The sequence below is a fragment of the Paenibacillus sp. FSL R7-0128 genome (genome assembly GCF_038002245.1).
In the GTDB taxonomy this organism is placed as follows: domain Bacteria; phylum Bacillota; class Bacilli; order Paenibacillales; family Paenibacillaceae; genus Paenibacillus_AQ; species Paenibacillus_AQ silagei.
Genome location: NZ_JBBOCD010000001.1, coordinates 4329960 through 4342951, shown reverse-complemented (window position 1 = coordinate 4342951; position 12992 = coordinate 4329960). Strand labels below are relative to the sequence as shown.

At 54.3% G+C, this 12992-nt stretch carries 12 protein-coding genes; 10 read left to right on the top strand and 2 right to left on the bottom strand.

What is annotated here, in order from left to right:
* Position 1: 1 nt before the first annotated feature.
* The 6 genes from NST26_RS17985 (at position 2) to NST26_RS17960 (ending at position 5952) form a co-directional block, all read left to right on the top strand.
* Entirely contained in the window at positions 2-1225 is a 1224-nt protein-coding gene (locus NST26_RS17985) for a Ger(x)C family spore germination protein (RefSeq protein WP_339248989.1), read from the top strand.
* 6 nt (positions 1226-1231) lie between these two features.
* A complete protein-coding gene (locus NST26_RS17980; protein WP_235191856.1) occupies positions 1232-1462 on the top strand; it encodes a hypothetical protein in 231 nt (76 codons plus the stop codon).
* Positions 1463-1648: 186 nt separating this feature from the next.
* Positions 1649-3187, top strand: a complete 1539-nt coding sequence (gene zwf / locus NST26_RS17975) for a glucose-6-phosphate dehydrogenase (protein ID WP_051477972.1) — start codon at positions 1649-1651, stop codon at positions 3185-3187.
* A 68-nt stretch (positions 3188-3255) separates the two neighbouring features.
* Positions 3256-4149: a phosphogluconate dehydrogenase (NAD(+)-dependent, decarboxylating) gene (gene gnd / locus NST26_RS17970; RefSeq protein WP_036724835.1), complete on the top strand. Its 894-nt coding sequence runs from the start codon at positions 3256-3258 to the stop codon at positions 4147-4149.
* 216 nt (positions 4150-4365) lie between these two features.
* Positions 4366-4560 (top strand): hypothetical protein, encoded by a 195-nt coding sequence (locus NST26_RS17965; RefSeq protein WP_036724838.1) that lies wholly within the window; start codon positions 4366-4368, stop codon positions 4558-4560.
* Between the two features lie 99 nt (positions 4561-4659).
* Complete coding sequence (locus NST26_RS17960) at positions 4660-5952, top strand: L-cysteine desulfidase family protein (RefSeq protein ID WP_340952242.1); 1293 nt, start codon at positions 4660-4662, stop codon at positions 5950-5952.
* A gap of 31 nt (positions 5953-5983) precedes the next feature.
* On the opposite strand, the gene NST26_RS17955 is transcribed toward NST26_RS17960, so the two are convergent.
* Both NST26_RS17955 and NST26_RS17950 read right to left on the bottom strand, forming a co-directional pair.
* A complete protein-coding gene (locus tag NST26_RS17955; protein ID WP_340952245.1) occupies positions 5984-7039 on the bottom strand; it encodes an ankyrin repeat domain-containing protein in 1056 nt (351 codons plus the stop codon).
* 38 nt (positions 7040-7077) lie between these two features.
* Positions 7078-7833 (bottom strand): DeoR/GlpR family DNA-binding transcription regulator, encoded by a 756-nt coding sequence (locus NST26_RS17950; RefSeq protein ID WP_340952247.1) that lies wholly within the window; start codon positions 7831-7833, stop codon positions 7078-7080.
* A 264-nt stretch (positions 7834-8097) separates the two neighbouring features.
* Here NST26_RS17950 and NST26_RS17945 point away from each other — a divergent pair, with 264 nt between their 5' ends.
* The 4 genes from NST26_RS17945 (at position 8098) to rhaD (ending at position 12955) form a co-directional block, all read left to right on the top strand.
* A complete protein-coding gene (locus tag NST26_RS17945; protein ID WP_340952248.1) occupies positions 8098-9249 on the top strand; it encodes an iron-containing alcohol dehydrogenase in 1152 nt (383 codons plus the stop codon).
* Positions 9250-9278: 29 nt separating this feature from the next.
* Entirely contained in the window at positions 9279-10754 is a 1476-nt protein-coding gene (rhaB, locus tag NST26_RS17940; protein ID WP_340952250.1) for a rhamnulokinase, read from the top strand.
* 11 nt (positions 10755-10765) lie between these two features.
* Complete coding sequence (gene rhaA / locus NST26_RS17935) at positions 10766-12022, top strand: L-rhamnose isomerase (protein ID WP_340952252.1); 1257 nt, start codon at positions 10766-10768, stop codon at positions 12020-12022.
* An 87-nt stretch (positions 12023-12109) separates the two neighbouring features.
* Positions 12110-12955, top strand: a complete 846-nt coding sequence (rhaD, locus tag NST26_RS17930) for a rhamnulose-1-phosphate aldolase (protein ID WP_339248978.1) — start codon at positions 12110-12112, stop codon at positions 12953-12955.
* Positions 12956-12992: the final 37 nt, after the last annotated feature.

Sequence of the window (12992 nt, the reverse complement as noted above, 5' to 3'; positions counted from 1 at the left end):
TATGACAAGCCGTATAAAGAGAGCCGTCGCTGCTTGCCTTTCCCTGCTGCTGCTTTCGCTATTGCTTAGCGGGTGCTGGGAGAGGAAGGAGCTGAATGAACTGGCTTTTGTGCTGGCGCTGGGCCTTGATAAAGCGGAGAACGGCTACAACGTAACGATGCAGGTGGTCATCCCCTCTTCTATCTCTTCACAGAATTCAGGAGGAACAGGGGGGAGCGGGGTTCCCGTAGTTGTCTATAATTTCACAGTGCCAACAGTCTATGAATCCCTCCGCAAGTTCAATCTGATCAGCTCCCGTTCTCCCTATCTGGGCCATATTCGTGTGCTGGTGATCGGAGAAGAGCTGGCACGGGAAGGGGTAGGCGAGACGCTGGATGTGATTAAAAGAAGCCGGGAGCCGCGTATGGACTTCTATGTGATGGTTGCACGGAAGACTACCGCCGAGAACGTTCTGAAGGTGCTGACCCCGCTGGACCGGCTGCCGGCCACTAAATTATTCAGCTCCCTGGACAAGTCCTACAGGATTTCATCCAAGACCGTCGCGGTCACATTGGATCAATTCATCGAGGACCTGCTCCTCCAAGGGGAGAGTCCGGTGTTAACCGGAGTGGAGGTGGAGGGTGATCCCGAGGCAGGCAGCGAGAAAAGCAACGTGGAACGGACAGACCCCAGGACGAAACTTCGCTATGAGGGTGTTGCCGTATTCAAAGGGGACAAGTTGCTTGGCTGGATAGATGATGACTATACGGTTGGCTTCAATTACGTGACTGATAATGTCACCAAAAATACGGGACACTTCAAAGACGAAGCCGGAGGTCTGATCATTATAGAGGCGCTTACTTCCGTTACCAAACGGAAGGTGAAAATCATAGACGGCGAGCCACATATATATTTGAGCGCCGAAACACTATGCAATGTGCAGGAGGTTGAAGGCGCGGATAAGCTGGATACGGAGGCCAAAATCATATCACTGGAAGAGGAGACAGAGGAACGGGTTGTAAAGCGGATGAAAGATGCTGTAGAGGGAATCAGCAGGCAGTTCAATGTGGATATCTTCGGCTTCGGGCAATCCATTTACCGCAAGAGCCCCAAGGCATGGGAGAGGCTGAAGGAACGGAAGGGAGAAGGCTATCTTAAGACCCTGCCTGTCCATTACGAGGCCAGTGTGACGATCAACCGGATCGGTACAATTGATAATTCATTTTATGAAGATATTAAGGAGTGAGCCTGTATGCTGCTGGTGTTGATGTTTGCTCTGATTGCCGCAGGCTGTGCAGCCATGGATCTGTCCTCCCTGAAGGGCAGGCAGAAGCAGCGCGATCGTGTGGTGTGGGGTCTGCTCTGGATCGGCGGAATGGCGGCCACGATATGCACGCTGCTCAAAATCCAGGTTCCCAGCCCGCTGCTGCTGATTATATTCATCTACAAGCCGATCAATGATTTGGTATCTTCATGGTTCTGATCATGAGTTCGGAAATCCCGGCAGGCCTTCTCGTTGAAGGCCTGTTATTTGTCATGCACCGGTAGTTTTTCGTAAATGTCGAATTGAGATTGACGAATTGATTTTATAGTCGTATGATGTGTTATAAAGTTCCTGAGTATTAATAAGTAACTATATAATAAAATAATAACAACGGGAGGAATGAAAGTGGAATCATCTACATTTGTACTTTTTGGCGCAACCGGGGACTTGGCGAAGCGGAAAATCTTCCCCGCTCTATACAACCTGTTCACTGATGGCAAGCTTTCCGGTCCTCTCTCAGTCATTGGACTGGGCAGAAGGGAGCTCACTAATGAGACGTTCCAGCGTCAGGTGCTGGACTCCCTGCGCACCTTCTCGCGCCGTTCGGTAGAGGATACAGCGGCGCTGCAGAATTTCCTGCAGGCTTTTGAATATAGTGTGCTGGATGTTGGGCGTCCTGAGGATTATGTGAAGCTGCTTGGGCATGTACAGCGCCGGGAGGAAGAGCTGGGGCTTCCGCAGAACCGGATGTTCTACCTGTCAGTCGGTCCCGAATTCTTCGGGGAGATTGCCGGTAATATCAATGCCAGCGGACTCGGGAATACCAAGGGCTGGAAACGTCTGATCATCGAGAAGCCGTTCGGACGGGATCTGCAGTCGGCGCGTGTGCTGAATGAGAGCTTGAGCGCAGCTTTTGCAGAGGAGGAAATCTTCCGGATTGATCACTTCCTCGGCAAGCCGATGGTACAGAACCTGGAGGTGCTGAAATACTCTAACCCTGTGCTGCGGGCCTTGTGGCAGAACCGGTATATCGCGAATGTCCAGATTACCGCCAGTGAGACGGTGGGTGTGGAAGAGCGGGCGGGTTACTATGATAAGGCTGGGGCGCTGCGTGACATGTTCCAGAACCATATGCTCCAATTGCTGATGATGATGGCGATGCAGCTTCCGAAGGGCAGTACACCGGAGGACGTCCGCAGCAAAAAACGGCATGTCATCCGTTCCGTCCGTCCGCTGCTGCCCGAAGAGGTATCACAACATGTAGTGCGCGGCCAGTATGCAGCGGGGGAGATGCGCGGACAGCAAGTGCCTGCGTATACCGCTGAACCGGGCATCGCAGCCACTTCACAGAATGAGACGTATATTGCAGCACGCCTATGGATTGAAGATCCGCTGTGGAACGATGTGCCGTTCTACATTCGTACAGGTAAGCGCATGAAGGAGAAATCCACGCGGATTGTTATAGAATTCAAAGAGCCGTTTAATGATGTGCATAACAAGAACCGTAACAAGCTGCCGCTTGACCCTAATCTGCTGGTGATTGATATTGGCCCGCATGAGGGCATCTCTCTGACTCTGAATACCAAGAATCCGCTTCAGCACGGGAAGCTTGAGCCGGTTAGCATTAAGCATGAGCCGGGCAATCCTGATGTGCCGGAGGCTTATGAGAATCTGATCTATGATGCTATGCTCGGCGACGCTACGTTCTTTGCCCACTGGGAGGAAGTAGAGTTGTCCTGGCAGTGGGTTCAGCCTATAATCGAAGCAACAGCAGATGGCAGCCTGCCGCTGCACCTGTATCCTGCCGGATCTAACGGCCCGGCGGCGGCAGATCAGCTCCTTGGCGAGTTCCACTGGTGGCTGGATGAGCCGGAGAATGCAGAGCCTGCACGCGTTCACCGTACAGCCGGGATAGAGCCGGAAGTCATCCGGCCGGGAGCGTAAGCGGCGGCGGTAACAGCAAGCGGACAGAGTTAGCTTATATATGACTACACAATTCGGAGGGATTCGTAATGAAAGTCGGTTTAATCGGACTTGGCAAAATGGGCTTCAATCTGGGCCAGAACCTGCTGGAGCATGCCCATGAAGTGGTAGCGTATGATGTGAATCCTGCTGCGGTGCAGGAACTGGCCGAACGCGGTGCGTCCGGGGCAGCAAGCCTGGAGGAGCTTACGGGCCAGCTTGATTCTCCGCGCGTTCTCTGGATCATGGTCCCCCATACTTTTGTGGATTCAGTAATTGCTGAACTGACGCCGCTATTATCCAAGGGAGATATCATTATTGAAGCCGGGAACTCTCATTATAAAGAGTCGATCCGCCGTCATGAGGAGCTGGGTGCCCACGGAATTCACTTCCTGGATGCAGGAACCTCCGGCGGAATGGAAGGCGCGCGCAATGGGGCCTGCTATATGGTTGGAGGCGATGAGGAAGCGTGGGCGGTGGTCGAGCCGCTGTTCCGTGACACTGCGGTAGAGAACGGATACCTGTACGCCGGCAAATCCGGAAGCGGACATTTCCTCAAGATGGTGCATAACGGCATTGAATACGGGATGATGGCTGCGATCGGTGAGGGCTTCGAGGTGCTGGAGAAAAGCGGATATGACTTCGACTTCGAGCAGGTGGCCCGCGTCTGGAACAACGGCTCGGTCGTACGCTCCTGGCTCATGGAGCTGATCGAGCGCGCCTTCTCCAAGGATGCCAAGCTGGAAGACATCAAGGGCGTCATGCATTCCTCCGGGGAGGGACGCTGGACACTGGAGACCGCCTTCGATCTCCAGGCAGCGACTCCGGTCATAGCCATGGCTCTGCTCATGCGCTACCGGTCGCTGGAGACCGACACCTTCACCGGCAAGGTCGTCGCCGCCTTGCGTAACGAATTCGGCGGCCATGCGGTGGAGTCGAAGTAAGCAGCGGCAATTAGGCTGAAGCGGTGATATCAGGGGGCTGTCCCAAAGCCATGAAATGGCTGTTTGGGCAGCCTCTACTATTTCGGCTTTGGGCGGAGCAGTGCTTTTCCCGCCAATGGAGAAGTACTGCTCTTTGTTGTGCCTGCACAGAGAATCAGACAACCCGCCCGAAGCATATAAGTACAGAAACATGAAAATGGACGGGGGAGATGGCAGGTGTCCCGCAATCAGGAATTCAGAGTCTATCTGGTCACGAAGAGAGATATTTTACGGTTTGTCGTGGTTGAAATCATTATCGGCAGTATGACGTATAAGCTGGCTTTGAACCTTTGTCATAATGCGATTCTGGCGGGGGCGGGCGGCTGGGCCTGTACGGAAGGGCTGAAGCGGCTGGTGAAGCTGGGCGGGTGATGGGTAATAACGGGGATTCCCCGGATTGTCTATCTGATGTACTATATATAGAAACAGATTAGACATAGATAGACAGACAGAGGGAATGGTGATGCACAGATGGTTAACCTACTGGAAGTATTACACAAAGAAATTATGCCGGCAGAAGGCTGCACTGAACCGATTGCGGTAGCTTATGCCGTCTCGTTGGCGGCTGAGCTGGTTGAGGAAGAGATTACAGGAATCGAGCTGTTCCTCAGCGGCAATATCATCAAGAATGCGATGGGTGTGGGGATTCCTGGTACAGGCCAGACGGGCTTGCCGATAGCGGCTGCCCTGGGTGCGGTGGTGCGCCGCTCGGAGCGGAAGCTGGAGATTCTGTCCGGGCTGACCCCGGCGGAGCTGGCAAGTGCAGAGGGACTGCTGGAGCGTAAGCTGCTGGAGGTTGAGCTGAAGGATACGCCGGAGAAGCTATATATAGAAGCGAGAGTACACAGCAAGAACCATACCGCCACAGCGATCCTGGTAAAAGAGCACACGAATGTGCAGTATCTGGCGAAGGATGGCCAGCGGCTTGAGCCGAAAATGGACAAGGCCGACTGCGGAGACCCGCTTAGTCTGGACCCCGAGGTATACTCGGTCTCACTCGAAGATATCTATGCCTTCGTTCAGAATACACCATTCGGGGATCTTCGCTTCCTGCTGGAGGGAGCGGTTATGAATAAGGCGATCTCGGAGGAAGGGCTGCGCGGGGAGTATGGTCTCCAGGTGGGCCGGAAAATGAGTCAGCAATCCGCCCTCAATCTGTTCGGCGCGGATGTGGCGAACCGGATCATTGCCGCAACGGCAGCCGCATCCGATGCACGGATGGACGGCAGTGCCATGCCGGTAATGACGACGGCGGGCAGCGGCAATCAGGGGATTGCCTGTACCATGCCGGTCATTGCCCTGGCCGAGCTGCTCGGCAAGGATGAGGAGACCCTGGCAAGAGCGATGGCGCTCAGCAATCTGATTACCATCCATGTGAAGCATTACATTGGCCGTCTGTCCCCGCTCTGCGGCTCAGGCATTGCCGGTGGAGTGGGGGCGGGCAGCGGCATTGTCTATCTGATGGGCGGGACGCTGGCGCAGATCAAGCACTCCATCCAGAATACGATTGCCTCTACTTCCGGCATGATCTGCGATGGTGCCAAGCCAACCTGTGCGCTCAAAATCTCAACGGCCACCAACGCGGCCATCCAGTCTGCTACTCTCGCCATGAACAATATCTCCGCGAGTCCGAGTGATGGTGTCATTTTCGAGAAGGTGGAGGATACGATCAAGAATATGGAGACCCTGGTCCAGGAAGGGCTTGCCGCCACAGACCAGGCGATTCTGAATATTATGCTCTCCAAGGGAGCCGCTTCTTCATAGGGAGCAGGACAAGTGCTGGATGTCTCAGCATTTAGCGTTTGTAATCCGGCTGCGGCAACGAAACGGGCTGTGGATTGGCAAGTACCCAATTCACGGCCAATTCGCATAATCTGGCCGGCTCATCATTGCCGTTGCCATGGCGCAGGTAACCGGCTAATTCCGCCGCTTCCTTGAGGTGCGCAGGGTCCAGAGGTGTGCCCGAGGCGAAGTGCCGGAGCAGCGCATTCAGCATTTTACGGAAATCGGCATCCCAGTTGCCTCCGCCGTTATTCATGATTTCATGTGAGATCCGGCCGGTGATGCGAATGACCTCTCCCTGCACGGTGAGCGCATGTCCTGACGCCGGGATTAGTAATTCCCACAGCTCCTGGTGCTGATCCTGCCATCTTGTGCTGTTTACCCCGATCTTGGAAACGCCGTCATGCATCACCCGCGCTGCTACAGGCTCCACATCGAATAGCTTGTACAGGGATTCGAGTGCATCTGCGGTTTCACTCAAGCGCTCTTTATTGAAATTGGATCTGGCGAATTCAAATGCTTTGCCGATCTTACTCACGGATTCCTTCATCTCCGGTGTGATCTCCGCTCCGGCATCAAGCAGGATCTGCGAGATTTCCAGCATGCTATCGATATCGCTATTCCGGCATTGTAATAAAGCTTTGGACAGCGGGGTGTTCCCCGACTTATTTACCGCATGGACATTTGCGCCATGGGCCACCAGATCCCGTACCGCCTGAGTCCGGTAATAGTTAACCGCAGCGTGCAGCGGGGTCTGGTTCTGATAATCCAGGGCTTCCAGCTCTGCACCAAGCTCCAGGAATAATGGAATATTGCCGGACCAGGTTCCAGCCTGGGAATACAGCGGGGTACGCTGGTATTTGTCCCTCGCATTAATATCGGCACCCTGCTCCACCAGCCAGCGGACCAGCTCATCCGGAATCTGCCGCATGCTGAGCGCGGGTTCTTTGTAATATCCCAAGGTTGCATCCCAATCACATTTTTCAAAAACAGCCTTTAGTGCATCGACATCCCCTGATTTAACCAGCTCGCCGAAGTCGGCGGGTAAGGTTTTTCTCTTTTTGCCCATTTGCCCATTTCTCCTCCCTAAAATGATTTCCCATGAACTTAGTACAGCACTTCCACATTCTTCTCGGACAACAGCTTCAGCCACGCCTCCGAAGGCTTGCGGTCGGTAATCAGCACATCGATCCGGCTTAGCTCTGCGAGCCTCGCGAAGGCCGTCTGGTCGAACTTGGTATGGTCCGCGAGCAGCACAACCTTATGTGCCTGGCGCAGCATATATTTCTTCAGCTCACATTCCGGTTCATTGGAATCGGTGACCCCGCGGTCCATATCGAGGGCCTTGCAGCTGATTACGGCGGTGTCCACATTGTAGCGCTGAATGGTCTCATGGGCTACGGGGCCGACAAGCGACAGGGAACGGTGGCGGAGTGAGCCGCCTGTAGAAATAATGCTGTGGCTCGAACTTGCGAACTCATGGAGAATGTTGATCGAATTGGTGATGATCATCAGATTACTTTTATTACCCAGCAGCTTCAGGAATTCAAACGAAGTCGAGCTGGGGTCGACCATCAGCGTATCCCCGTCATTAATCAGATCCAGCGCCTGGATCGCTATTGCGCGTTTGATATCCGTATTGAGTGCTCCCCGGGTCAGAAAAGGCAGGTCCTCATTGGTATGCCTGTTCAGCATGGCTCCGCCGTAGGTCCGGCTTACAATGCCATCCTTCTCCAGCTTCTCCAGATCTCTGCGGATCGTCTCCTCTGTCACCTCGAACATCCGGCTCAGATCGGACACCAGCACACGCTTGTCCTGATGGACAAGGTCGATTATTTTTTTGCGTCTTTCGGCAGCGAGCATACGTATCACCTTTCCAGAGTTGATAGTCTTAATATAGCCTGTTATTTCTGTGTTGTACAACACAATTCACCTGATTTGCTCTGAAACCCACAATAATGATTGCTTATTTCCCGTAAAACAAACAATAAACAAATAAAAACAACTTATTTAGTGTTTAAAGTGTTGACAACACAGATTAACGGCGATACGATGAGAAGGTCAACAGGGAGATGTGCGCTTACAGTGTTCATTAACTATTTACGTGCCCGGGAGGCTGGTTAAGCAATGAGTACTCATGTCTATTATGTGCCGTCGATTAACATGATGGGGAAGGGCTGTCTGAAGGACATCGCCCCGTACATTCAAGAGCTGAAGCTGAACAAGGCGCTTGTGGTCACAGACAAGTTCCTGATGAAGAGCGGAATCGCCGGAAGGCTGCTGGCTGTGCTGGAGGAGGCGGGGATTCAGTATGTGGTATATGATGAAGTGAAGCCGAACCCTACCTGCAAAAATGTTCATGACGGCGTAGATTTCCTGAAGCAGCACGAATGTGACTATCTGATCTCCATCGGCGGCGGCTCGCCGCAGGATACGGCTAAGGCCATCGGCATTGTTGCCACCAACGGGGGGCATATTGCCGATTATGAAGGCGTTCACAAATCCAAGAATAAATCTCTGCCGATTGTCGCGGTGAACACGACGGCCGGGACTTCAAGTGAAGTGACGATCAACTACGTGATTACAGATGAAGAGCGCAAGATCAAGATGGTCATGGTAGACAAGAACAGTATCGCCACCATCTCGGTGAATGATCCGGAGCTGATGGTCGATAAGCCTGCTGCGCTGACGGCGGCTACGGGCATGGATGCACTGACGCATGCGATTGAAGCGCTGGTCACTCCAGGCGCATATCCGGTAACCGATGCTACGGCACTGGCTGCGGTGGAGCTGATCTTCGGCAATCTGGCGCGGACGGTAACGAACGGACAGGATATTGAAGCGCGTGAGCAGATGGTCTATGCGATCTTCCTCGGCGGCCTTGCCTTCAATAATGCAGGCTTAGGCTATGTGCATGCCATGGCCCATCAGCTTGGCGGGGTGTATGATCTGCCGCACGGCGTGTGCAATGCAATGCTGCTGCCTTACGTGGAAGAAGAGAATGCCAAGCATGTGCCGGAGAAGTTCAGAGCAATTGCCAGAGCGGCCGGTATGCAGACTGAAGGACGCAGCGACAAGGAATGTGCGGATTACGTCATTGAGGCGATCAAGGCCTTGTCCAAAGAGGTTGGCATTCCTGCCAAGCTGTCCGAGCTGGGTGTAGCGGAAGTAGATCTCGATCTGCTGGCTGAGAACGCCATGAAGGATGCCTGCGCGCCCGGTAATCCTTTTATTCCTACCAAAGATGAAGTAATCGCGTTATTCCGCAAAATTCTGTAAATCACCTCCCATAGAATAGGAGATTCCCTATGACCTATCATATCGCCGTCGATATCGGCGCCTCCAGCGGACGGCTGGTGCTCGGACAGCTCGTGGACGGGAGCCTCCAACTGGAGGAGATTCACCGTTTCAGCAATGGCTTCACGGAGCAGGAAGGCTCCTGCTTCTGGGATATGGATTATTTATTGAATGAAATTATTAACGGTCTGCAGCAGGCGAAGCTAAGAGGCATTCACGAATGCACCCTCGGCATTGATACCTGGGCGGTAGATTATGTGCTGCTGGATGCCGAAGGCAAGCAGATAAGCCGGGTCTATGCCTACCGTGACCACCGGACCGACGGGGTGATGGAAGAAGTCGGGCGGCTCCTTCCGCCCGAGAAGGTCTACGCCAAAACGGGCATTCAGCAGCTTCCCTTCAATACGCTGTATCAGCTATATGCGCATGACCGGGAAGAACTGAAGGCGGCCGATCAGATTCTGCTGGTGCCGGATTATCTCTACTACCGGCTCGGCGGACGTAAGATGAACGAGGTTACCAATGCATCCACGACGCAGCTATTGGATCTTGCGGCCCGTGATTTCGATGCCGAGCTGCTGGAATTCCTGGGTCTGCGGCGTGAACAGTTCGCTCCGTTAACCGAGCCTGGGGAGGATCTCGGCTTCATTACGCAGGAGCTGCGCGCGGAGTATGATCTGCCGGAATGCCGCCTGATCTGCGTGGCTACGCATGACACAGCATCTGCGGTACTCGGTGTGCCTGCTCAGAAGGACCGTGCGTCAGCCTATCTTAGCAGCGGAACCTGGTCTCTGCTGGGAGTAGAGCTGGATCACCCGATCAATAACAGCAGAGCGATGGCCGCTAATTATACCAACGAGTGGGGCGCTTACGGGACTTACCGGTTCCTGAAGAATATTATGGGCCTCTGGCTGATTCAGGAAGTGCGCAGACTTGACGGCGGAAGATTTAGCTTCGCGGAACTAGCAGAGCAGGCCGGTGAATGCCCAGGCTTCCGCAGCCTGATTCCCTGCAATCATCCGCGGTTTTTGAACCCGGACGATATGATTCAGGAGATCCGACAGGCCTGCCTGGAGAGCGGCCAGCCTGTGCCGCAGACTACGGGCGAGCTGGCCCGCTGTATCTTTGACAGTCTGGCGTTATCCTACCGCAGTCATCTGGCTGAGCTGGAAGAACTCACCGGGGAGCTAACTCAAGTGCTGCAGATTGTCGGCGGCGGCGCTAACAATGGGCTGCTATGCCAGTTGACGGCAGATGTTACCGGCAGGGAGGTGCTGGCCGGACCGACCGAATCCACAGCCCTGGGTAATCTGGCTGTGCAGATGATTGAGGCGGGGCGCATGGCAGATATCCATGAAGCCCGGCAGATCATCTCACAGTCCTTCGCGATTCAGTCTTATCTTCCACAGCCGGTTCCTCAGCTGGCGGAGCTGCTGGTCCGCTGGGAGCAGCTTCATCCGGGAGCGGATGTTCACAATACGTATTAGGAGGCAACAGCATGGATCAGAGCATCATTAACAGCTACAACGAAGCCAAAAAATTATATGCAGCCCATGGAATTCAAACGGATGAGGTACTGGAGAAGCTGGCGCAGATCAAAGTATCGCTGCACTGCTGGCAGGGCGATGATGTACGGGGCTTTTTGTTCAAGGATAAAGAGCTGAGCGGCGGCATTGCCGTGACCGGCAGCTACCCCGGACGGGCCGGTACACCGGATGAGCTGCGTCAGGATCTGGAGAAGGCCCTCTCGCTGATTCCCGGCAAGCATAAGGTCAATCTGCATGCGATCTATGCCGATACGAAGGAGCAGGTGGATCTGGATGAGCTGGCGCCGCGCCATTTCGCCAACTGGGTGGAATGGGCCAAGGAGCAGGGCTTAGGCCTTGATTTCAATCCGACTTGCTTCTCGCATCCGAAGGCGGCTGACGGCTTCACCCTCAGCCATGCGGACGAAGAGATCCGCAGCTTCTGGATTAAGCATTGCAAGGCTTCCCGCAGCATTGCCGAGCACTTCGGCCGCGAGCTGGGCCAGCCGTGTGTGACGAATTTCTGGGTGCCTGACGGCTACAAGGATACTCCGGTAGACCGGCTGGCACCGCGCATGCGACTGAAGGAATCGCTGGACGAAATCTTCAGCGAGGAGATGGATCCGCAGTACACTATCGATGCCGTGGAGAGCAAGCTGTTCGGTATCGGCTCGGAGAGCTACGTTGTCGGTTCGCATGAGTTCTACATGGGCTACGGCCTGACACGCGGTAAGGCCATCTGCCTGGATGCCGGGCATTTCCATCCGACGGAAGTGATCTCGAACAAGCTCAGCTCTATCCTGATGTTCAGCGAGCAGCTGCTGCTGCATGTCAGCAGACCGGTCCGCTGGGATAGCGATCATGTGGTCACGATGGACGATGAGCTGCTGGAGATTGCCCGCGAGCTGGTTCGCGGGGATCTGCTGCCGCGTACGCATATCGGCCTCGACTTCTTCGACGGCAGTATCAATCACCTGGCGGCTTGGGTAATCGGCACGCGCAATACGATCAAGGCGCTGCTGCGCGCTATGCTGGAGCCGGTAGAGGAGCTTCGTGCCATTGAGCGGGCCGGAGATTATACCTCACGGCTGGCCCTGGTGGAAGAATTCAAGTCCTACCCGTTCGGTGCTGTCTGGGATTACTACTGCGCTTCGCAGGGGACCCCGGTCCGCGAGGGGTGGCTGGCTGAAGTGAAGCGCTATGAACAGGATGTATTGGCTTTAAGATAAGATCAGGCTGCTGAAATCACAATGACTGCTGAAATAATAAATAACAAGTACCCGCACGCTTAGGGTGCATATAGAAGGAGAGAGCATATGAGTACTTCCGTAATTGAATCCAAAGGGTATATATCCGGCGTCACCGCGCCTTTTATCGAGGAAATGTCCGAAATTACCCATCACATGTGGTCGCTGGGCTGGGATGAGCTGAACGGGGGCAACGTCAGTTACCTCCTGGATGAAGAAGAGGTAGCCAAGTATATCAATATCCGCGAGCCGCTGCGCACGATCAGCCTTACCTTCCCTGTAGCCGAGCTGGCGGGCAAATACTTCATCGTTACCGGATCAGGCAAGTATTTCCGTAATGTGATCAAGGACCCGGAGGCCAATCTGGGTGTGCTGCGTGTCAGCAGCAGCGGCGAGAGTGTGGAGGTGTTATGGGGATTGCGTAATGGCGCTGTTCCGACCAGTGAGCTGGCTTCCCACTTCATGAGCCATATCGAACGGCTGAAGGTAGATCCGGCGCACCGGATTGTGCTGCATACCCATGCAACAAATGTAATTGCCATGACCTTCACCCATGATCTGGATGAGCTGAAATTCACCAAGACGCTGTGGGAGATGTGCACAGAATGTCTGGTGGTCTTCCCGGATGGCGTCAGCGTCATTCCCTGGATGGTGCCGGGGAGCAGCGAGATCGGCCGGGCCACCGCTGACCGGATGAAGGAATACCGCGTGGTCATCTGGCCGCAGCATGGGATATTTGTTACTGGTGCGACGATGGATGCCACCTTCGGACTGGTTGAAACGATTGAAAAGGCTGCGATTGTCTATAACCTGATCGGCGGAAGAGAGATTCGGCAGAAGATCACCGATCAGCAGCTGGCAGATCTGGCTGCAGCCTTCCGGGTGACTCCAAAAGCCGGAGTGCTGGACTTATAAGACTTTTCAAATCTCTTGAACTGGCAGTCATTTGCAT

Excerpts from the sequence above, each read along its gene's own strand:
- NST26_RS17985 (WP_339248989.1), top strand. The coding sequence starts at position 2 with ATGACAAGCCGTATAAAGAGAGCCGTCGCTGCTTGCCTTTCCCTGCTG.
- NST26_RS17980 (WP_235191856.1), top strand. The coding sequence starts at position 1,232 with ATGCTGCTGGTGTTGATGTTTGCTCTGATTGCCGCAGGCTGTGCAGCC.
- gnd (WP_036724835.1), top strand. The coding sequence starts at position 3,256 with ATGAAAGTCGGTTTAATCGGACTTGGCAAAATGGGCTTCAATCTGGGC.
- NST26_RS17960 (WP_340952242.1), top strand. The coding sequence starts at position 4,660 with ATGGTTAACCTACTGGAAGTATTACACAAAGAAATTATGCCGGCAGAA.
- NST26_RS17955 (WP_340952245.1), bottom strand. The coding sequence starts at position 7,039 with ATGGGCAAAAAGAGAAAAACCTTACCCGCCGACTTCGGCGAGCTGGTT.
- NST26_RS17950 (WP_340952247.1), bottom strand. The coding sequence starts at position 7,833 with ATGCTCGCTGCCGAAAGACGCAAAAAAATAATCGACCTTGTCCATCAG.
- NST26_RS17945 (WP_340952248.1), top strand. The coding sequence starts at position 8,098 with ATGAGTACTCATGTCTATTATGTGCCGTCGATTAACATGATGGGGAAG.
- rhaB (WP_340952250.1), top strand. The coding sequence starts at position 9,279 with ATGACCTATCATATCGCCGTCGATATCGGCGCCTCCAGCGGACGGCTG.
- rhaA (WP_340952252.1), top strand. The coding sequence starts at position 10,766 with ATGGATCAGAGCATCATTAACAGCTACAACGAAGCCAAAAAATTATAT.
- rhaD (WP_339248978.1), top strand. The coding sequence starts at position 12,110 with ATGAGTACTTCCGTAATTGAATCCAAAGGGTATATATCCGGCGTCACC.